A 22,173-nucleotide genomic window follows, 5' to 3' on the forward strand; every position below is an offset into this window, starting at 1 on the left:
TGCCACTTAGTATATAGACAAACAACATATTGCTTACTAAATTAATATAGATAATAATAGAGCAGAAAAATCAAATTGGCTTTCTATATTAATTACCATTTTACCTTTTTACAACTTTAAGCCTTATCAAATTAATTTACATATTTTGTTTATATATCTTATAATAAGCACATTTTTATAATAATGTAAATAGAAATGGAACAAAACGTCAAAATATTGGAATAAACGGAAATTTATTGGATAAATATGTATAAAGCTATAATAGTGCAAAAACACTTGAATAATTTTACAACTGAATAAAATAAAAAAACATCTATGATAAATCCTTGTTATAATTGAGTTACCACACAACAATGACAGCAAGGAGCTATACATAAATGTTTCAGAACACAATTATATCAGATGAGCTATCAATATACAATTTTTTAAAACAACTAAATTTTGATTTTTACTTAACTAAGCCTCAATTAAGGCATTTAGAAAATATAATGAATGCTATGATATCAAAAGGTTATAACGGTAAAATTTCCGACATAGCGGAGCTTGTTCCTTCGAAACATCGAACTAGTATTACTAGATTTTTTTCAAATAGTAATTGGAATGAAAAACTTTTAGAAAGAGCATTAAAAGCATATATCATAGAACTTATTTGGGCTAAATCAAGAGAATCCAAACAGCCAATATACTTTATTATTGATGACACTATTTCTGAAAAGACAAAGCCCTCGTCAAAGGCTAAAAATCCAATTGAAAAGTGTTCGTTTCATAATTCTCATTTAAAAGGTAAGAATGTATATGGTCATCAAATAGTAGTTTCTTTACTATCGTGTGACGGATTAGTGCTACCATACTCAATTGATATCTATGATAAAGAATATATGAGTAAAATAGAATTAACTCAAAAATTAATTACAACACTTCCAAAGCCTGAAAATAAAGGCTATGTGTTAGCAGATAGTTGGTATAGTTGTAAGGATATTTTTAATGCTTCTGAAAAAGCCGGCTATAGCTATATTGGTGCTTTAAAAACTAATAGGGTCATTTTTCCGTATGGCCATGAAAGACTAGGAATAAAACTTCATAAGTTTGCTACATTATTAAAGATTGAAGACTTTGACCTCGTCACCGTCAAAGACAAGCAATACTACATTTACAATTATGTTGGCAACTTAAAAGATAGAAAGAATGTTTCTATTGTTTTAAGTTATCCTAAAGATGCTTTCCAAAAAGATGGCGCATTGAAAACTTTTATTTCCTTAGAGAAATCATTAGCACCGTTAGATATTTTAACTCAATATACCGACCGATGGGCAATCGAACCATTTTTTAGAGATTGCAAAACGTACTTAGGACTAGATGGATATCAAGTAAGAAGTGGAAAAAGCATTAATAGATATCTAATTATAATGTTAGTAAATTATACTTATTGCAAAATATACTGTATTGATTCTCTTCACTTTAATACTGGATATAAAGCTGCTAAAAAAAATTTAGAAAAGTCCAAAGTAATATATATTTACAAAGCTGCCGCAAGCGGTACGCCGATAGAAAAAATTTTTGAGTCATTAAAAATAGCTTAAGAATCTGTTTTTTTATTCAACTGTAAAATTATTCAAGAAAAACTGCACTATTATAGTATAAAGTTTATAGATCCAAGCAAACGCCCTTTTGTTCTTTCGTTACTGTACAATTTATCGGTTATCATCATCAATTAACAAATTAAATAATATAATATATATATTGCAAAAATAATCCTTCATCATAATTCTAGAAATATTACAAGAATTTTAGCTGTAATTGTGAATTGCAACATATATATCAGCTAAACTTTGAGTAGCTATTGATACAGATAGTTCTAGGGAGTATCAATAAAAATCTTTCGATACTGCTTCTGTCGCTTTATTAATAAAAGCAGCAATTTTACTTGGACTTTCCTTCATCCCACTATTGACCCACTTTTCTATTACTGCTATAGTGCCATATGCGGTAAATGTGTACCAATTATCAAATAGTTTTTGATCAATATATTTTTCTTCCTTCTTCCATTTCTCAATATTTAATTCGTGGCTGATATAAATAATACGTTTCAATAATTCTTTATCCCCGTTCTCTGAAAATAATACTCCACATATATTGCTATTTGCTTTTATATACTTACAAATTTCATATGATAGTTTTTCATAAGTTTCAAGGTTCAAAGTACGTTCCGCAACCTGCCTGATTTCTTCATATAACTCACCTTCAATATTTGAAAGAAGTTCAAACTGATTCGCATAATGTGAATAAAAAGTATTGCGATTGATATCTGCTTTTTTGCATATATCTGTCACTGTAACTTTGCTGATAGGACGCTCTTTCATAAGTTCCAGTAAACTGTTTTTTATAATCATTTTTGTATATTTCACCCGGCGGTCTGCTTTTTCGTATGCCATAATACCGTTGCCAAAACCTTATAAAACTTTATAAAACTTGTTTAATTCCCTGTTTAATGTGTTTTATTTTGTGATTCTAAAAGAATATACTACTTTCATTGAAGTAATCTAATCTGCTTTTCAAGTTTTATAATGTTGCTAGTTTTGACAAACTTCCTCCCTTCTTTATTTAACTCATATTTTCTTGATATTTTGCGCTGCAACCTACGTAATCTTTTTTCTAATTTATTAACTAATCGTGTTTTATTTATATTTCTAAAAGTCATTCCATTAGTACATATAGCTAGGTCTTTAATTCTAACATCTATGCATATTGATTCAGTGGTTAATTCCATTACTAGTGGTTCTTTTTCTACGCCTACAGATAAATACCAATACTTACTATAAAAACTTACTCTTGGATTCGTATACTTAACACCAATTGGTATTTGTTCGGCTGTTCTAATCCCCCCACTTTTTAAATTAAAACCATATTGGCTTTGACTTTTAGTTTTATATTGTCATTATAGAATGATGTTTTAGACCTTCTTCTGCTTTTTAACCTTGGTCTATCTGTTAGTCCTTTAAAAAATCTTTTGAAAGCTTCACAACCATCCATAGGGCTTCTACTTCAACTATTAACTTATTCATATATAAGTTAAGTTTTCGTATAGAATCCCTATACTTCTTAATCTTCTTCATTTTAAGTATTAGCCATAATCTCAGTAATAATTCCACATTTACTACATAGATTTTCTATAATTTCAAATCCCAAAAATATTTTCTTGCCTTAACCAAAAAAAATGATTGAGTTGTTCTTTTTAATGTTTTCTAAAGCTTTATTTGCTATTTATTTACCTTCCCTAAATAATTCAGTGAACGAACAACACTTATCTGATTTGTAAGATATCGAACGTAATGTTATCGAACTGCCTGTTGATTAAGTAGCACTGTGTACTTATAATATATTTAACATCTAACATATTTGAACGTTCAAATAAATTATAATTTTAAATGGAGGTAACACAATGGGAAATATAACTATAGTACCTGTGTGGATTATTCAAGATATTTTAGTTCTAATCATCGCCGCATTAATGGTCTTCTATATAATTAAAAACGAAGAACGTCCAAAGATTGTATTAATTCAATTCATATGTTTTGTTTTTTTCTACGCCTCAGCCTTTGAAAATGTTGCGGCAACTATGGGAGTTATGGGGAAAGAAGGTTTTTACTCATATGGGCACAGTATCCTAATGATATTCAATATACCAATAACTGTTCCAATTATCGAGTTTCTTATAGTTTACTCAACGTTGCGTGTTTTAAAGATGGTCAATATACCATCATGGAGTAAACCATTTATTGTTGGACTCATGGCTATGATTTTTGACTTTTCCATGGATCCGGTGGCCATTAAACAGATTTTTCATACAGCGGAAGGAGTTATTGGAAGGTGGAGCTTTATTCCTCTTCCTGGTGAACCTTTAATATATGGTGAACCTGTCATGAATTTTACATATAAATGTCAAGCTAGAAATGTAACTTTTTGATCATTTAAGAATGTGGTTTTTTAATCTTCTTCTTGTTTAAAATGATCTTTTAGTCTATATGATTTTCCATTGATTGTAACAACATGGGCGTGATGTAAAATTCTATCTAAGATAGCACTAGCTATAACAGGATCATAAAAAATATCATCCCAAGAGTTAAAATTTATGTTGGTAGTTAAGATAGTGCTTTTTTTCTCATACCTCATATCAATTAATTGGAAAAACAGTTTCGAATCTTCTTTATCTATAGGTAAATATCCCAATTCATCAATAATAAGAAGTTTATACTTACTAAAATGCTTAAGTCTAGCATCTAACCTATTCTCTAAATTTGCTCGTTTTAGCTGCTGCAGCAAATCATTACACTTAATGAAATATGTACTGTACCGGCGCTTCGCAGCCGCGATTCCTATAGATGTCGCAAGATGTGTTTTCCCAACTCCGCTAGAACCTAAAAATACAATATTTTCTTGTGATTCTAAAAAACGCAGTGTTAAAAAATCCAATATTTGATCTTTATTAATTCCAGGTTGAAAATTAAAGTCAAAATCTTTAATTTCCTTTTGATGTGGAAAAGCCCCAACCTTAACCATTGATTTAATCATATTGGCTTCTTTACAGTCGATCTCGTGAGCTGTAAGCTTAATTAAAGCATCAACAAAAGATAGATTGTTTTTTGTTGTAAAATCAATAACTTCGTCCAAATGAGTAATCATTTGCTTCATCTTCAAATATTCTAAATTATTTATGAGTTGTGTATATGTACTATTCATTTTGATATATTTCTCCTATCATTTTCAAATTATTTCTGGCTACTTCTATCATTTCATATGAATTTTTATTAAATGTTAAACCACTGATTTCAGCATAATGATCAGCATGATAATTTAACTTCTGATTTTTTATTCTATGAATAGTAACTAACTTTGTGCTATAATACACATGTAGTTGATCATCATAAACTTGAAGTTTTAGTTTTTTACCTATATATTCTGGTGGTACAGAATATTGGTTTGATTTATATGAAATCATACTTTGGCGATTTACTTTAACATTTGTGGTGATTATTTTGTGGTGATTTCTTATCTGTACTTTAGGCAGTTCTGATAAGAAATCTTTTTCTTTTTCTAAATGCAATATGGGTATTTTACCAGTTGATGTATGGCATGTACTATTAATTCTATTGTTTAAATCCGAAACAAGCTTATGCAGACCTTCATAATCTAAGGTTCCATTATAGGCCCTTATTTCGTCTAATAGTTTCATAGGAGCCTCAACTTTTGCTTTTGTATTCGGTCTTCCTGCTATGCAGGGACGGACCTTAAATCCATAGTCATCTGCAAATTGTTGAAATTTATTGTTTACTTTTCCCTTAGAATAAGTAGTTCGAGGGTTATCCATAACTGTTTTCATGTTATCTGTTAGTAATTCTTTTGGCACACCTCCAAAAGTTTCGAATGACTCATCTAAAAAAGATAGTAGTATATCTTGCGTTTTATCAATCGATAATTTATATACTCTAAACCTTGAGTATGAAAGGATTACCACAAAAATATTTATATTAATAATTTCACCTGTAGTCAAAACAAATTCTATATTTTCTTTCCAATCCAATTGTGCTTGTTGCCCTTTCTCCGTTTCATATCGCATAGGCGAAGCATTTGATATATGTCCTTTTTTCCTATTATTAAAGTACTCATTAAATTCTGAGTGATTAGAAATGTATCTTCTAAACGAAGATTGTGCGCAATCTAGTCCATGATTATCTTTTAGATATTGCCATAAAATACGTTTATAATAAAATACTTGAATTGAATCTTTGCTAAGAAGCTCTTTTATAATAGGCTCAAAAGCTTCTATTTTAGATTTGCATTTTCTAGTGGTAGGTTTGACATATCCATTTATATATTTGCCTACGGTTCGAGGATCAACTCCAAGTTCTCTAGCTATTTGGCTTTTATTTACTTTCAAATTGTTTACCTCCATAAGTGGCTTTAATTTATGAAGATCTTCTACCTTATTTATTTTAATTTCTGAATAAATGTTTGTTTGTATAATCATAATTACCCCCAATAAATATTGGGTAATTATAATTTATAAAAACTAATTTGTACATTCTTAAATGATCATTTCCTTACATTCTTATCTTATCATTTATATTACAGGATGGATTTACATAGGTGGGTACTGGACTGTATTCATATTACTAGGTGAATGGTGGCATAAAAAGAAAAACTATAGTAATCTAATTGGATACATATATCCGTTTTTGGCTGCAATTCTTTCTCTAGCCTGTTTAGTTTCACCTATATCCAACTTTTTTAATTATATGGGACCATTTTTCTCCAGAGCTTCTAATATGCAATGGGTAATGTTGATCTCTCTTTCTGTAATTTCAGTGGGAGTTTTAGTGTTAGCTTTCATCAAGTTCTGGGATCGTAAGGTCATTAGTTCTATGGATTACAAAAAAGATTTTCCTATCATGTTTACATTCCTAGGTTTTCCTCTAGTTAATACTTTATTTTGTATTATTGGTGGATATATGAATATACTATGGCTTGTTGTCCTTGCACAGGTGTTATTATTGCTATGCTGGAGTGGAATTCATATTTTGAGTAAAAAAGTTATTCTCAAGAAATGAAGTGCCCTAGCAGGTTAGATAAATATTTGCACAATAGAATTTTACACCGTCTTATTCCATTGAGCCATTAATTAGCAACCAATGAAAATCTCGGATGTCATCTATAAACAGGGCAAAAAAATCGGGCCGAAAAACGCATTTTTCAGTCCCGATTTTTTCTCATTTTCCACTTTAAAACCACTACATATTGTGGCTTACCTGTTTCACTTGCCCTTAGAACCACTATTCGTCATCAAAATTATCGTCTCCACGTGTCACATTACTGGAAACAATTCAATAATGTTTTTAGCATTCTTGACATTTTTGATAACATTTTTAAAAAACCTCATTTATTTATAGTACAGTTCACAGTAACAGTTGTAAGTTATATACATCTACTCTATCGAAAATAACGCCGCTTTTTCTGCATGAATTAATGTTGTATCAAATAATGGTGTTTTGGTATCTCTTTGTTGAACTAACAAACCTATTTCTGTGCATCCCAATATTACTCCTTGTGCTCCTTTATTAGTTAACTTATCTATAATATTTAAATAAACCTCTTTGGAATGTTTGGATATAATGCCTACACATAATTCATTGTAAATAATTTTATTTACAGTTTCTATATCTTCTTTATCTGGAATCAATACTCTAATCCCATCTTCAATCAACTTGGATTTATAAAAATCTTGCTCCATAGTATACTTTGTCCCTAATAAAGCGATTTTTGTAATATTTTCTGCCTTTAATACTTGTGCTGTTACTTCTGCAATATGTAATATAGGAATGCTGATAGCTTCCTGAACTTTGTCAGCCACTTTATGCATAGTATTAGTACATATAACTATAAAGTCCGCACCTGCTTTTTCTAAAGTAAGAGCTGCTTCTGATAAAATCTGTGCACTTGCTTCCCACTCTCCAGTTGATTGACATTTCTCTATTTCATGAAAGTCAAGACTGTATAATAAGCATTTAGCAGAATGTAATCCCCCAAGTTTCTCTTTAATAACATTATTTAGAACTTGATAATATGTGACTGTGCTTTCCCAACTCATTCCTCCAATTAAACCAATTGTTTTCATTTTTACTTATCGCCCCAATCTTTAATATATATTATTAAGCTACTTATATTCTAACAATATAATACTATTGTAGCATAATATGCAATGGTTAATTTATTTAATTTTTGTTATTTGAATTTGAAACCTTATATTAACTCTTCATCGTTTCTTTACTCAGATCTATAAAAGCTCTTAATGCCCTTGAAACCCATTTATCCCTATGATATACCATTTGCGTAGCCAAATAAAAAGAATCTTCCCACCAATTAAGTTCTATTAATTCCTTTCGTTTCAGCTCCTCCTGAGCAGCAATCTTGGGAAGCAACGTTATTCCAAGTCCGCTCATTGTCAATTGTTTGATTGATTGGATACTGCCCATTTCCATTATTGATTTCGGAGTTATCCCAGCATCATTGAGACTTTGTTCAAAAAGATTTCGGTAACCGCAGCCTTTTTCTGCAACAACTATGTTACAGTCAGCAATATCTTCAGGATAAACATATTTCTTGAAAGTGAGTGGATGTCCTGGGGTTGCTAATAAAACTAAAGGTTCAGGAAATTCCAATTCTGTAATTAACTCAGAATCATTGATTTTCTGACCAATGATAAAAGCAACATCAATCTGATTTTCTCTTATCAATGTTTTACATTTGTTATTGCCTTCCATTTTTAGAATAATTTCAATCTCCGGATAACGCTCATGAAATTCCTTTAATATAGGAGGCAGCCTTACAGCACAAAGTGATTCATTAGCCCCTATTGTCAAAGTTCCCTTTACTACATCTGATGTAATTAAAGTGCTTTTTGCTTCATCACAAAGTTTAATTATTTGCTTAGCATAAACATGAAACTTTTCCCCTTCTGAAGTCAAAGATATACTTTTCCCTAATCTTTCAAACAAATTAACACCTAATTCTTTTTCCAACAGTTGTATCTGAGCAGTGATAGCAGATTGCGAATATCCTAGCTCAAATGCTGCTTTGGTAAAATTACTCAGTTTAGCTACGGTAATAAATGCATTTAATTGACGAAATTCCATTTCTATATCCCCCAAAAATCAATCATTTATTTTGATTGTTACAATTTAAACTATTGATTTCACTAATTATTAGTAGCATGATATCATATTGTTACTATCTTTTCAAATTTAATCATTAAGGAGGTAAGCTATGTTCAATTTATCTGCACTTTTATCTTATGTTCTTGTTTCAACTTTTACGCCTGGTCCAAATAATATTATGTCTATGACAAATGGTACTAACTTTGGATATAAAAAAACATTTAAATTTGTTCTAGGTGCTACAACTGGTATGGCTTTGATTATGTTATTGTGTGGTTATCTTAACCTATTTTTATTTAAACTTCTTCCCAACATAAAGTTGTCTATGGAAGTATTTAGTTCGGCATACATAATATATTTAGCTATCAAGATACTCAAAAGTAATTCTAACCCAAATGCAATTAATGATTACAGCATCAACACATTTAAATCTGGAATGCTTATGCAATTCATGAATCCTAAAACAATACTTTATGGTATAACGGTAACTTCAATTTTTATAATCCCCTACTATAAATCGAGCATAATATTATGCTTATTTGCTATATTCCTCTCATTAGTAGGATTTATATCGATGTCCTGCTGGACTCTTTTTGGTGCATTATTTCAAAAAATTCTTAGCCGTCATAGAAAGTTATTTAATATTGTTATGGCATCTCTCCTAATATATTGTGCATTATCAGTTCCCGATTTTAAACTTCTAATTCATTTATCTGATGTCTAGACGGGGTACCCCTTTGAATTATTAAAATGTGCATTGAAAAATGGTATAGCTTTTATTTCAGGCGAAGCATTTTTCCCAAATGGTGGTCATAAAAATACCTTACGCCTGAACTACACAAATATTAATGAAGAGAAAATAAGAGAAGGAATTATGATTCACTGTATCCATTAATAAGTGATACTCCATTTTCCTTACTCTCTTATTATATTTAGGCACAATCAAATAAATAACAAGTCCATTCGCCAGTGTCTTTTTTATTGACAAAGTAAACTATACTAAATTTTTATAGTCAGCTAGCTTACCTTCAAAATTGATAACTTGACCATTGTGATTTTTTTCATCCAAAGCTAAACCTACAATCCATTCTGCAGCTTCTTCAGGCATTTTTACACCCTTTCCTGTTGTATGATTATTCAAATCAGTTGAAACGGCACCGGGCATCACTGCAAATATCTGTACCGGAAGAGCACTCTCATCAATGCTAATTCCCCAAGACTTTGTCATTATATTAAGTGGTGCTTTTCCAGTTAGGTATGCAAAAGGGTTCATATTAGGAAATGGCATTGGTTCAATTGGAATTGAAACATTGACTATTTTGCCATGGTTCTCTATAAGAATGGGTAATAATCCTTTCGACAGCTCAAATGGACCAAGAAAATCTACTGTATAAGTTTCTAAAAGCTCTTCTTTTGTAAATTCCCAGCTAGGGCGTTTAATAAGTGGTCCAGATATGCCTGCATTATTAACCAATAAATTAAGCTTTTTATATTCATTTGAAACTCGCTGTACTGCCTCTTTTATACTTTCACTATTTGAATAATCTATTTTTATTAAATCAACAGGACCATACTTAGCAAGTTCTGTTATTGCATTCTTGCCACGGCCTTCATCTCGAGCACCAACTAAAACGTGATATCCTTCTTTTAATAATTTTTTAGAAATTTCAAAACCTATTCCTTTGTTGGCACCAGTAACTAATGCTGTTTTCATAGTAAGCATCTCCTTTTTTTAACTTGTGTTTCTTTAGTATGGTTCTAATATTAATGTATAATCGCTTGATTCGGAAGTTCAAATAGGTTAGCATGGTATTAACTAAAAGTTTATGCAAAAAGGAGATTCTTTAAATGAATGAACAATTGAATGCTTTTATTCAGGTAGCAGAGTCTGGTAGCTTTTCCAAGGCTGCTGAAAAACTATTTGTTTCCCCAACGGCTGTGATGAAACAGATTAATTCCCTTGAGAAGAAAGTGGGTGTACCTCTTTTCATCCGCACAAACCATGGTGTTGAACTGACTGATGCAGGAAAATCCTTCAATAAGGATGCGGAATTTATTTTGCAGTATTTTCAAGAAGCACTACTGCGTACACGTAATACAACGCATGTAGATAAGCATATTATTCGGGTTGGGACCTCTATACTTAATCCCTGTAAGGTTTTACTGGATCTTTGGAATGAAATCAGTAATCAACATCCCCAGTTCGAAATAAAAATCGTCCCTTTTGAGGATGATGCATATACATTACCAAACACTTATCGTAACATTGGCAAACATTTTGATTTCATAGTAGGACCATTCCTAACAGAAAATTGGAATGATTATTCTCATACACTTAAGCTAGGAACTTACCGTTTTTGCTTTGCTGTATCTCGCAAACATCGGCTTGCTTCTAAGAAAAAACTTTCTATAACAGATTTGTATGGAGAAAAGTTGGTTGTAATGAAAGGTGGAACTAGTGCATCCATTGATGAAATCAGTGAATTTTTCATAAAGAACCATCCTGAAATTCATATTAAAAGTGTTCCTCGTCTTTATGATATTGATGTATTCAATCGCTGCGGGCAAAATAACCTTATCCTCTTAACATTAGATGCCTGGTCAGATATTCATCCCTCCTTAGTGACCATCCCTAGCGATTTGGATTTCACTATACCTTATGGCTTGTTCTACCCCTTAAATCCATCCAAGGATGTGATTGAGTTTTTAGAAATAATAAAAGAAATGCAAACTAATCATTAATTTTAAACAATACTGCCTTCTAATGTATTGCTGATAGTTCCGATATTTTAGTGTCTTAAAGCATTTTTTCTTAGCATAGTAATCTTACATATTTTTTACAATAGAAAAAGCCTTAATCACTGTTTTACTGGTAATTAAGGCTTCTTGTCCAATCACATAATCTTTTAAATTTTGTGGTGTTAGTTCTACTTGAATTATTAGCGAGATAGCAAAATCATTACTACAAATTATCAAGGGATTTGTATAAGTTCCCCCATTACTACATACCATCTTATCAACATATTCAGCAATAACACCTGAGAATCAATGTAATTCTTATACTTTTTTTCTTCAAGTTCTTTCTCTTTTTCTACGACTATGATATCCCCTCACCCATCTTCATATTTATTTCTGTATCGCCCATATTTATTGTCTAGTTTCTGTAATATATCTTGAATAATTTCTTGAAGCTCCTTGAAAATAAAAATGCTCTTACCATATTTCTAAGGTAAGAGTTTTCAATAGAATAATATATACATTTTCTATCATTTCAAAGAAAATCCCGTTATTTATGATACGGTTCACCGTAACGGACATAAAGGAGACTTTTCTATATTGCATATGTGCATAATTTACATTTTAGTGCTTGAGTTAACCAACCAATTTTCAACTCTTGCAAGTAGTGCTTCTCTTAACTCTGGTCTATCATCTCCTGCAAGATCTTGATCTATTTCATATCCATCACTGCCAATTACTTTAGATAAATTTGCATAACTGTCACGAGAGTTAGGATTAGGTTTCATATCTTCAGGTGAAGCAGGGATTAAGCAATCTTTCTCATAGATTGCTTCCATTGAAGCAATCTTCCAGTGTGAGTCTTCTTTTACTATTGTATATACAAGCCTAACATATGAAGTAAGGTCCATTTTAACACCATTTATTTCTTTCCTTGTCTGTATAGAGGCCATGCATACCGCTGCTGCCTTTCCATCATTTAACCACACCAAAGTATTATTAAGTTTGTGAGGAGCTACAGTCTTCATCTTACTAGATGCATTAACAAAACCATGTCCATCTCCTTTATACCATGAAACAGTGACGGTGGAATCCTTAGTATAACATTCGTGCATTTGATCCCAAAGAGCATTGTCACGGCAGAATCTTTCAAACTCAATTAATTCCCTTACTGCAAATTTGTCTAACATTACATTTACTGTAGAAGTTTCTAACTTCTCAAATAACATATCAGTTCCCTCATTTCTTATAATAATTATCATCTATAAAGGATTATTTAATAATCTCTTCTCCACCAATCCAAACCTGTTTAATGTTTTTTATGTCATTAATATTTACAGTCGGATCACCTTCTATCAAAAGAAGATCTGCTCTATAGCCAGTCTTAATAATTCCTCTATCATTCATGCCAAAATACTTTGCTGGCATACTTGTTGCACTTTGTAATGCTTGAATAGGAGTAAAACCAGCATCAACCATTAGTCCAAGTTCATTAATAAGTGAAACCCCATAGGGTGCAGAATATGGAGTTGTTGGGTCGTCAGTGTTAGAATCACTTCCAGCTATAATTGTCACATCAGCTTTATAAATTCTTGCAACTGCTTCCTTAACATAATCATAATTCAATGGCGCGTTGGGATTAAACTTTTTAATTGATTCAACAATTCCTTTCATTGTTACCATAGTAGGAACTGACACAGTGCCGTTTTTTTTCATCAACTGAATAACCTCTTCTGTTAAAGGTTCAGCAAAGGGAATATGTGTTACCACATCCACTCCTCCTTCTATTGCAGCTTTAAAAGCATTAGAAGAAGTTACATGTGCAATGACTTTTTTATCATAAATGTGAGCCTTTGCCACAATGGCAGTAAGAATTTCCGGTGGAAATAATGTATCTTTAACACTTACACCTTGGCCTTCTATAATAACTTTAATGTAATCTGCACCATATGATATCTGTTCGTTAACAAAACGCTCCGCATCATCTGCACTTGTTACAAAAGCAGAATCAGGGTAATTCATTTTAGCTGGGACTTGGCTTCCTTGAGCGAAACCTGGACTATAACTGCTTCTTATATCAGGTAAACCAGGTAAGTTTTTCAGTCTATGAACTACTTCCGGCGAACGTGTCCCCATATCCATCATAGTTGTAACACCATATCTTGAGGCTTCCTCTAGGTTCTTAATTTGATATAAATGAATGTGGGCATCTATGAGCCCTGGAAGCAAAGTGCATCCATTTCCATCAATTTCAATATCTCCATCTGTTTTATCAGTAATATATCCGTTTTCGATTACCACTTTATCCTCATCTATACACTCAATACCATTGAAAATTTTTATATTTTTTATTAGAGTAGTAGACATTTTTAGTACCTCCTATAAAATAGCAATATTTTTAAGGCTAACACTATTAAATTTAACCTTTTTATTAATACTGGATAATCACCTGCAGTATAATTTTCAGTATTTTTCATTAACTCATTATGCTCAAGCACAATACACTTCAGATAGCTGTCTTGCCTTACATTTCTGATTATAATATAATGTAAGAGCCCATACAATGTACTCAAATTTGAATTTTATCTCGTATTAAAGCTATAAATTGTGCTAAAGCACAATTAAAATATTAGGAGGTTTCCATGAAAAAAAACTTCGATATAAATGATCTAAACGAAATAGATATAAAGCTTGCACTTTACATGCAAGATCTTTTTGATGGATTTTGTTCTAACAAAGGACTTCAATATCTTATAGATAAGGCAAGGGAAAAGTTTGCAAGACCATTGATATTAATTGATACAAGCGGAAAGCTCTTGGCAGGTTCTTATGATGCAGAAAATGTTTTTCAATTTGTTCAAGGTGAAAATAAAAATCTTTACCTAACAGAAGACACTTTATCACAAATATGTTCAGATAAAACAGATGATAATATCGAAAAAGAGAACACTTCAAAACGAAACCTAATATCTTCTATAAAAATTGACACCATAGAGATTGGTAAATTTGTTGTTTACGAAAACAGCATTCCCTTTCAAGATATTGATTTCATGCTAATAGACAAAGTTAGCCCACTTATATGTGCTCAATTACAAAAGAACATTCTTTTAAATTTGGATAACAATAATCTCCCAAATTACTTATTAGCTGACCTTATAGAAGGAAAGCAGATTGATGAGTCTATTATAAAAAATAAACAACACTATTTGAAATGGGCTAGGACAGAACATCTTTACATTATGGTTATTGGAAGTAACAGACAAGAAACTTTTGACAGTCAGATTTCTGCCATTTTTAGAACCTTGAAATCTTATATTCCTGTTGGACAGTGTATTGTTCACGCTCCTGGAATTGTAGCTTTTCTTGATCAATTGTTATTTGATAAACTTTTTAACTCTCAAAATAGCGAATTTAATGACTTCTTGAGCAAAAATAATCTATATGCTGGAATCAGCCAAAAATACACTCTTTTGAGTGGTTCAAAAAAACACTATTTGAATGCTGTTAAAGCAATGGAGATAGGATTAAAAAGAAACATGCATTGCTCTTTTTTTGAAGATTGTACCTTGCATATTATCTATGAATTGATTTCAAATAAATATGATCAGATGGATTTTTGCCATCCGGCTGTCGCAATGCTTATGCTTTATGATAAAGAGAATGGAACAGATTTTCTAGAAACATTGAAGCAGTATATCTTTTATTCTTCTTCTCCAGGAGAAGCTGCAAAAATATTAAATATTCATCGAAATACTTTATTCTACCGTATCAACAAAATAAAAGATATGACTGGTATAAGCTTAGAACATGGTGACGAAATATGCAAAATTTTTTTATCTATTAGACTATTAGAGATAAAAGTAGAAACACCCTGATCATAATATTGAAGATATAATCAAAGAAAAAAGTGCTCCATCCAGCAAAGATTAGCACTTTTCCTAAGACTTATTATTTATAACATAGATCTAATCCGATATTGTTCCAACATACTCTAATGAAACAATATCGGAATCAGATTAATTATAACATAAATTTCAAAAAGTACATCATTATTCCATCAATATTGATATTCCATTTTCTTAAAGAAATCTACCTTAGGTTCAAGAAATTTAAACTTATGGTTATCAGCATCTTCAAAATAAGAAGTAATAGGTTCAAATATTTTATCCCAATTCCATAGTTCATCATCTATATTTAGATAATCTTTAAACATTTCACATCCTTCTGGTGCTATAGGGTGTATTAGTATTGCTATAACTTTACAAGCGTAAAAACAATCTGCTATTACGTTTCTTTTTAATTCCTCATTTTTAATATTACTAGCCCAATGTTTATTTACTTCCCTTATATAATCGTCAAGAACATATGCTATTCTATGAAAATCTTGATTATACATATGTCTTTCATATTCTAATACTGCTTTTTCTGTTAATTCTTTAATTTTTTCACTTACCTCTTCTTTAGGAATATCTTCATTAAGACTTTGCAAAGTATAAAAACATGAGCGAATAAGTCTATTAAATACATTTGTTAAAAGGTTTCCTTCTTTTAATACTGGGTCTGCTCCTACTTTTTCTTCTTCCTTCATGTAAACTTGTGGCTTAAAGCCAACGCTTTTTGAAGATAATCCAAGACTCATAAAATGCATGCGTAATTGATCCTTTGTATAAAATTTTAATAATTCATCTGCCATTGGTGGCTTAATATCTGAACTGCTGCTTGCTTTTTTATCCATAAATAAAATGTGTTTATTAGAAACAATATGTGGTAAATTTAATTTAGTAACATCTACATTTTCACCTTTAGGCACCTTTAAGCCAATAAACATGGCCATTTCAGCAATTGAATAAAAATATATATTATCTTCCCCTATAAATTGATATACCATTGAATCATCATCATCCCACCAATTACGCCATTCTTCAGGATTCTTACCTCTTAACTCCAAATATGCTTTTGTAAAAGAAATTGGAGCCCATAAAGATTCTGGCCACACCCAGAATGTTAAATTTTTTAAATCTTCTTTATCTGGTACTTTTACTCCCCACTCTATATTTCCTGATAATCTAAAAGGAACCAAGGTCTTACCACTAGTATAGTTTATATTTAAATTATCCAATATTTCCTTTGCCTTATCTCTATCCTCTAATGTTTGGAAAATAAACGCTAGTGAAGATTTTTTCTCTTCATCTATAGTTTCATGGCTTGGAAATTTAGCTTCTAGATCATTTACATCTTTTATATATTTTCTTGGGACATATATTAATGGCTTCTTTAAAAATTCATCTATAGTGTTAATTTCATACTTTCGTCTATTAGTATTCTTCTTTAAAAACTCATTAAGCTCCTTCATTATATCCATGGATTCATCTAAGGTAAAATACCAATTATCTACACTTTTTAATATTGGTTTATTTCCTGATAAAGTGCTAATAGGATTAATTAATTCAGATGCCATATATTGATGTCCTAATGAACATTCCTCTGCATAGGCTTTATCAGAGTTACATCCGGCTATTGGACATTTTCCGATTACTTGCCTTCCATTAAGAAAGATTTTCTTATCTTCATCATAAAATTGCAGTGCTGACATCTTTTTTATATAACCATTTTTAAATAGAGTATTAAATATTTCTTCTGAAACTTCATTATGAAATTCTCCTGTCCTTCCAAGGGCTGAAGCTCCAAAAATATTTAGACTGATATTGTAATCTTCTAAGGTTTTCTTTTGACTCAAATGATTTGCCTTAACATAGTCCTCCATAGTGTTTTCATATCCATTTTCCTTTAGCTTTCTGTAGCTTTCAAGAATAGGTGAACCATAGCAATCTGTACCAGATACAAAAATAACATTTTCTCTCCCTATTCTGTCTCTTAAAAATCTTGCAAATATATCTGCATGAATGAACATTCCTCCAACATGGCCAAAATGAAGATTCTTATTTCCATAAGGCATTCCAGCTGTTACTATAGCCTTCTTTGGAAATGTTGGTCTTTCGTTTTTTTCTATTCTTTTACTTATCATAAACTTCTCACTCCTTAAATTTCTAACTTTAATACTTGGGATAATCAAAAAATAAAACATGTATGATATTTTAAACTTATAATTTTCTATATGCTCAATTTTAACGTCAAAAAAGCCCCTATAGAAAATATTTCTACAGGGGCGAAACTTCTATTTCGCGATACCACCCTTTTCCCTAAAATGTCACCATTTTAGGCTCTTCAAGTACACCATCTCCCTAAAATTATAGGTTAAATCATACTCTGGTTCTGTAACGTGAACTTACGTCATAGCATCACTTATAATGAATTTTTATCTTATAGCTAGGCATCAGTAACATCACATCTTCTTCAAATGTGAGTTATAGGTTGCACTCTCTAAGATAATTCAAACTAAATTCAGCGAAAATAAAATTCCACCTAAAAAAGTTTAACTTTATAAGATCCGTATGCAGCTCCGAGACTTGTTTCATTATGATTTCATAATTTCCTCACACCAAATGGAAACTCTCTGAGTATTCCCTCATAACTACTCTTCTCTTCATAGCTTTTATTTTTGTACAATTATATACCTTATGATATTAAGTGTCAATTATATTGTTTAATAGTTTTTTATCTATATATGTTGCAATTCACAATGCACATTTCACAATTAGGGCTAAAACTCTTGCAATATTTTTAGAGTTTTAATGAATAATTATTTTTGCAATATATATTAAATATCTAAAACTTTTTATTATATGGATGTGTGGTGCAATAATTTTTAATAAACTTATTAAAGGTCTTGTTAGTTAAGAGTATGTTTTGCTATTAATTATTTGGGTTTTAACTAGTTTTTAGTATGTTTTTCTGAATTGTATTAATATCTTGTTATATGAATAATTATAAGCCTAAAAGGCACCTAAAAAAACTAGCATAAATAAATATATTCATTAGACATTGGTTATCGTTATATCTTTATCACCAACTGCTTAAGCAAGAATATCATAATGCTAATCCACGTACTTTTATCGATTGTTTTATCCACGATGATATTAAATCAATATGCTCATTTATGCTGAAATTAATAAACATAAGAACACTTTTTTACACATTCTTATATCGAAATTCTTATTTATTCCCCCTTTGTATCTTCCAAAGAAAATAACCTGGATTGTCTTTAGCTTTTGAAACATAATCTGAATAATCTTTGTATCCTTTTGCGATTGCGCCGGCTGCTCCCAATAAACTTAATCCTCCGCTTTGAATTGTTGTTGCCAAACTTGCAGCTCCAATAATCAAATCCGAACCTATATTTCTTTTTAATTGTTTAAACTTATTATCAACTTCATGAACTTGAACTTCATTCATTTCTTGTTCTATATTTTCTAATTTATATTTTAGCTCAGTTTTATCCTTAATACCTCTAAGTTCCTTTAATCTTTTTCTTAATTCAATTCTAAAATTTAAAAAAGCTTCTCCATCATTTTCTCGAATATTCATTATATTATTTATATCCGCCTTATTAATGATAGGTAAATTCAGGTTTAAAGCCAAGTTGAAAATATCCTGCTCAAAAGAATTAACATTACCAATATCTCTATTTAGCAATTCAGCTATAAATGAAGATGTAGTAAAATATGAACTTCCTATCAATGATGCATTATATACTTCCTTAAATACTGAATTATAAAAACCACCTGCCGTTCTGTTAATTGATTGATTTACCCATGCATTAAACTCTTCTTCACTTGGTAAGGTATCAGGTAATCTATATGCCATTTTGGCTCTTCCTGTTTTTTCATTATATTCTAAAATCTTAGTTTCAAATAAAAAATACATATTACTCATTGAATCAGCATGTCCTTCAAACTCAATCATAATTCTTCTTCCTAGCTTTAATTTTTCATTAAACTTACAAATCAAGCTATCTCCATCTTGTTCCAAATTATGTACTTTAACATATTTTTTGAACCACTCCAATACATTCTTAGGTAATGTATCGCTAAAATAATTATCTGAATAGCATATCGGAATTTCTTTAGGCGGTTCATGAAAATAACTCATAGGCCTAAATTTTACATATCTACCTACAACCATTGGAGTTAGTTTCTTCATATAATTTATTTTTTCTACTAATGCTTTTCTATCAATAACCTTTTGCTCTTTTAATCCAAGATAATTATTCATAACCTTAGATTGTTCATTTTTTAAATTTGTCATTTGAAATATTGGGTCATTTATAATAATTTTATCCATGTAAAATGCTAATTGTTTCAATAATTCTTCATTAGGAAGAAATTTATTAAAAGATTCCATTTGAATACTTAGTTTGCTGTCTTGATTAATTAATTCTTCTTTGAGTTCCTTACAATTAAGAACATACTCTCTATAATCTGTTAATATTTTTATTAAATCTTTATCTGATAATTTACTATATTCCTCTTCAATATAATTATCATTAAATAGTTCACTTGAAACTAAAAAATCATATAATAAATTTGACATCTTACCAACTCCATTTGTGTTTTTAATCCATCAGGTGCTTTTTTATTTTTCTAACTACATTATGCTTTTCAACAAAATATAAAATATTAGAAATTTAATTTTTTCTCTCTATATTTTCAAAAACTTATTTGGATACTCTATAAATCCTAATTAATAGCTTTTAATACCTCCTATACAGCTAAAAAAACTTATATATTATGAGATTAATTATTATCTATAAGTTGCCTCTGATTTAGTTATACTTATATTATTAGCATCAAACCCATTAGCTAACAAAAAATAATAAATATCGCTTTCTTTTAATTGAGACTTAGGTCCAATAGTAATTTCATTTATTATTGGTTTATCAATTAATCCACTAAAATCAATATCACAATATGCAACTAATTGATTATTTCTATAATTAAATTTAAGAGGTTTTATTTTATACTCATCTATTTCTTTTATCTTTTCAAAATAATCCTTTGCCTCATTTAGTTGGATATCTCCTAATATTTCTCTATTGGGTAACTTTGGGTTATATATTATTCTAACTTCTTTTTCTTCTGAGAAAGCAGGATTTTTAATTATACAGCTTATTTCTCCAATATAATCTACTAACACTTCACAAAAAGCATCAAATTCTTCTTTAAAATACACATTAAAGTCATCCGATATTCTAACATTATCTTCTTCAAACATATTTTGAATATAAATAATTACAGATTCTATTAATTGACCTAATTTCTCTTTTTGCTTATTTTCCTTATATATGACATTTTTAACAACCATATCTTTCTTGTCATTTAAGAGATTAATAACTTTGTAATTAAAACCAATTGTAACACCTGTTCCATCTTGTCCATAAGCTCTCCACTGACTTAATATATCCTTTCCTTCTGAAAAGCATGTAATCAATACAGGACTTTCATCATATAATACTCGTTCAACTTCTTTTTTATAATATTGTAAATGACTATTAGATTCCTCGTCATACCAATAATCTTCTTCTAATTTCATATCTATACCATATTCATTTAACTTTTCTTGCAGCAAGGATACAATAAACTTATTAGCCCATCTCTTTTCCATGTAATCATTTGTCTTATTTAAATCTGATAATCGTAATGTTTTATTTTGGATTATTGACATAAAAGTATCTGCACTACAATAGTGATATATTGATTCTAATCTAGCCATTACTATTCCTCTCCTTCTCTTCAAAAATCATATAAACTTTCAATTATTAGCCTAATGGTTAGACAAAAATTAGAAGTTATATGAGTCCAAACTTAATCAATATGCAATCCTTTTTTTATTTTTCTTACTCCAATTCTCCCATACTGATGGCAATGTTAAATTGTTTATTATATCAGGATCATCAGGATTACCTGTTCCTATAATTGCACTCTTTATATCCCATTCTTTAAGTCTATCCTTTAAAAATTTTACCACTTGAGTTCTCACTTTATATGTAAGCAATGAACATCTTATATCCCGCTTATCATCTATAAAATGAAGTTCATCACCGCATTTATGAATACTTGCCTGATAAATGACATCATTCTTATAAAAAATAGTATATGCTAATGATGACTGTTTCGGATTTATATAAATTGTGCACAGAGACTCCTTGTCCCAGTCAACAGCGGTTTCTTTTATAGCCATATTTTCATCAAGTATTCTACTTAGTGCACCACCATTACAGTTATCACAATATTCAATTGGAACTGGTTCATTAATTAATACTAATTTTATATTCTTTCCTACCCATATTATTTCTTCAATTATTTTATCTGCCCACACATCCATTGGCGCATCTAATAATTGATATACTCTTTCAAATTCTATTTTTCCATTAACCCACTGAAACACTAATTTTGTTCCTAAGATATTATCTACTGTTCCATAAGCTGTTACAACTGCTAACACAGTCGGATTATCTTTTTTTGCTTCATTAACGAAACTTTCCCAACTTTCTTTCTTTTTTCTAATTTCTTCAGTTGATAAATCTAAATGCTTTACATTTGAATATGCATTAGGTCTATGATGATTATCATGTTCTTTAACACACAACACAGCAATATTATCATCACTATTATTAGATGGATCTTCATCTAAATGATGAAAATTAAGTCCTATTCCCTTTGATTTGCAAACACAACATACATAAGCATTTTTTTCAAGCAGTCTTTTTTTCTGACGAGGACCAATTGGTTTTCGTTCCTTCTTGCACATTTACATATCTCCTATCATATAT

Annotated in this window: 17 protein-coding genes and 1 pseudogene; 5 read left to right on the forward strand and 13 right to left on the reverse strand. The window is 30.2% G+C overall.

Annotated elements, in window-relative coordinates:
* Positions 1-377 precede the first annotated feature (377 nt).
* A complete protein-coding gene (locus tag PZA12_RS16220; RefSeq protein ID WP_103699421.1) occupies positions 378-1,580 on the forward strand; it encodes an IS701 family transposase in 1,203 nt (400 codons plus the stop codon).
* A gap of 285 nt (positions 1,581-1,865) precedes the next feature.
* Here PZA12_RS16220 and PZA12_RS16225 read toward each other — a convergent pair whose 3' ends face one another.
* Both PZA12_RS16225 and PZA12_RS16230 read right to left on the reverse strand, forming a co-directional pair.
* Complete coding sequence (locus tag PZA12_RS16225; protein ID WP_236887816.1) at positions 1,866-2,432, reverse strand: TetR/AcrR family transcriptional regulator; 567 nt, start codon at positions 2,430-2,432, stop codon at positions 1,866-1,868.
* Between the two features lie 101 nt (positions 2,433-2,533).
* Positions 2,534-3,027, reverse strand: a pseudogene (locus PZA12_RS16230) (RNA-guided endonuclease TnpB family protein); the annotation flags it as partial.
* A 412-nt stretch (positions 3,028-3,439) separates the two neighbouring features.
* Here PZA12_RS16230 and PZA12_RS16235 point away from each other — a divergent pair.
* Positions 3,440-3,964, forward strand: a complete 525-nt coding sequence (locus PZA12_RS16235) for a carotenoid biosynthesis protein (protein ID WP_242984865.1) — start codon at positions 3,440-3,442, stop codon at positions 3,962-3,964.
* Between the two features lie 20 nt (positions 3,965-3,984).
* On the opposite strand, the gene istB is transcribed toward PZA12_RS16235, so the two are convergent.
* From istB to PZA12_RS16255, 4 genes are all read right to left on the reverse strand, one after another.
* A complete protein-coding gene (gene istB / locus PZA12_RS16240; protein ID WP_078114545.1) occupies positions 3,985-4,737 on the reverse strand; it encodes an IS21-like element helper ATPase IstB in 753 nt (250 codons plus the stop codon).
* Positions 4,730-6,025, reverse strand: coding sequence for an IS21 family transposase (gene istA, locus PZA12_RS16245; RefSeq protein WP_103698857.1), 1,296 nt, complete (start codon positions 6,023-6,025; stop codon positions 4,730-4,732). Before istA ends, istB begins: the two co-directional genes overlap by 8 nt.
* Positions 6,026-6,979: 954 nt before the next feature.
* Complete coding sequence (locus PZA12_RS16250) at positions 6,980-7,669, reverse strand: aspartate/glutamate racemase family protein (RefSeq protein WP_103698858.1); 690 nt, start codon at positions 7,667-7,669, stop codon at positions 6,980-6,982.
* A 130-nt stretch (positions 7,670-7,799) separates the two neighbouring features.
* On the reverse strand, positions 7,800-8,687 hold the full coding sequence (locus tag PZA12_RS16255) for a LysR family transcriptional regulator (RefSeq protein ID WP_103698859.1): 888 nt from the start codon (positions 8,685-8,687) through the stop codon (positions 7,800-7,802).
* 130 nt (positions 8,688-8,817) lie between these two features.
* Between PZA12_RS16255 and PZA12_RS16260 the strand changes: the two genes are divergently transcribed.
* Positions 8,818-9,432 (forward strand): LysE family transporter, encoded by a 615-nt coding sequence (locus PZA12_RS16260; RefSeq protein ID WP_103698860.1) that lies wholly within the window; start codon positions 8,818-8,820, stop codon positions 9,430-9,432.
* Between the two features lie 270 nt (positions 9,433-9,702).
* Here the strand turns inward: PZA12_RS16260 and PZA12_RS16265 are convergent, their stop codons facing one another.
* The gene (locus tag PZA12_RS16265; RefSeq protein ID WP_103698861.1) at positions 9,703-10,422 is read right to left on the reverse strand and encodes an SDR family NAD(P)-dependent oxidoreductase; all 720 of its coding nucleotides are present in this window, start codon (positions 10,420-10,422) and stop codon (positions 9,703-9,705) included.
* A 134-nt stretch (positions 10,423-10,556) separates the two neighbouring features.
* Here PZA12_RS16265 and PZA12_RS16270 point away from each other — a divergent pair, with 134 nt between their 5' ends.
* Positions 10,557-11,450 (forward strand): LysR family transcriptional regulator, encoded by an 894-nt coding sequence (locus PZA12_RS16270; protein ID WP_103698862.1) that lies wholly within the window; start codon positions 10,557-10,559, stop codon positions 11,448-11,450.
* Between the two features lie 611 nt (positions 11,451-12,061).
* Here the strand turns inward: PZA12_RS16270 and PZA12_RS16275 are convergent.
* Entirely contained in the window at positions 12,062-12,673 is a 612-nt protein-coding gene (locus PZA12_RS16275; RefSeq protein ID WP_103698877.1) for a nuclear transport factor 2 family protein, read from the reverse strand.
* A gap of 43 nt (positions 12,674-12,716) precedes the next feature.
* Positions 12,717-13,811: an amidohydrolase family protein gene (locus tag PZA12_RS16280; RefSeq protein ID WP_103698863.1), complete on the reverse strand. Its 1,095-nt coding sequence runs from the start codon at positions 13,809-13,811 to the stop codon at positions 12,717-12,719.
* Between the two features lie 275 nt (positions 13,812-14,086).
* On the opposite strand from PZA12_RS16280, the gene PZA12_RS16285 reads away from it, so the two are divergent.
* Positions 14,087-15,319, forward strand: coding sequence for a PucR family transcriptional regulator (locus tag PZA12_RS16285; protein WP_103698864.1), 1,233 nt, complete (start codon positions 14,087-14,089; stop codon positions 15,317-15,319).
* Positions 15,320-15,501: 182 nt separating this feature from the next.
* Here the strand turns inward: PZA12_RS16285 and PZA12_RS16290 are convergent, their stop codons facing one another.
* The 4 genes from PZA12_RS16290 to PZA12_RS16305 form a co-directional block, all read right to left on the reverse strand.
* A complete protein-coding gene (locus tag PZA12_RS16290; RefSeq protein ID WP_103698865.1) occupies positions 15,502-17,469 on the reverse strand; it encodes a class I tRNA ligase family protein in 1,968 nt (655 codons plus the stop codon).
* 1,088 nt (positions 17,470-18,557) lie between these two features.
* Complete coding sequence (locus PZA12_RS16295; protein ID WP_103698866.1) at positions 18,558-19,934, reverse strand: hypothetical protein; 1,377 nt, start codon at positions 19,932-19,934, stop codon at positions 18,558-18,560.
* A 210-nt stretch (positions 19,935-20,144) separates the two neighbouring features.
* Complete coding sequence (locus PZA12_RS16300) at positions 20,145-21,113, reverse strand: DUF2971 domain-containing protein (protein WP_103698867.1); 969 nt, start codon at positions 21,111-21,113, stop codon at positions 20,145-20,147.
* Between the two features lie 96 nt (positions 21,114-21,209).
* The gene (locus PZA12_RS16305) at positions 21,210-22,151 is read right to left on the reverse strand and encodes a hypothetical protein (RefSeq protein WP_103698868.1); all 942 of its coding nucleotides are present in this window, start codon (positions 22,149-22,151) and stop codon (positions 21,210-21,212) included.
* Positions 22,152-22,173: the final 22 nt, after the last annotated feature.

Origin of the sequence: Clostridium beijerinckii (assembly GCF_036699995.1) — a bacterium.
Lineage (GTDB): Bacteria > Bacillota > Clostridia > Clostridiales > Clostridiaceae > Clostridium > Clostridium helianthi.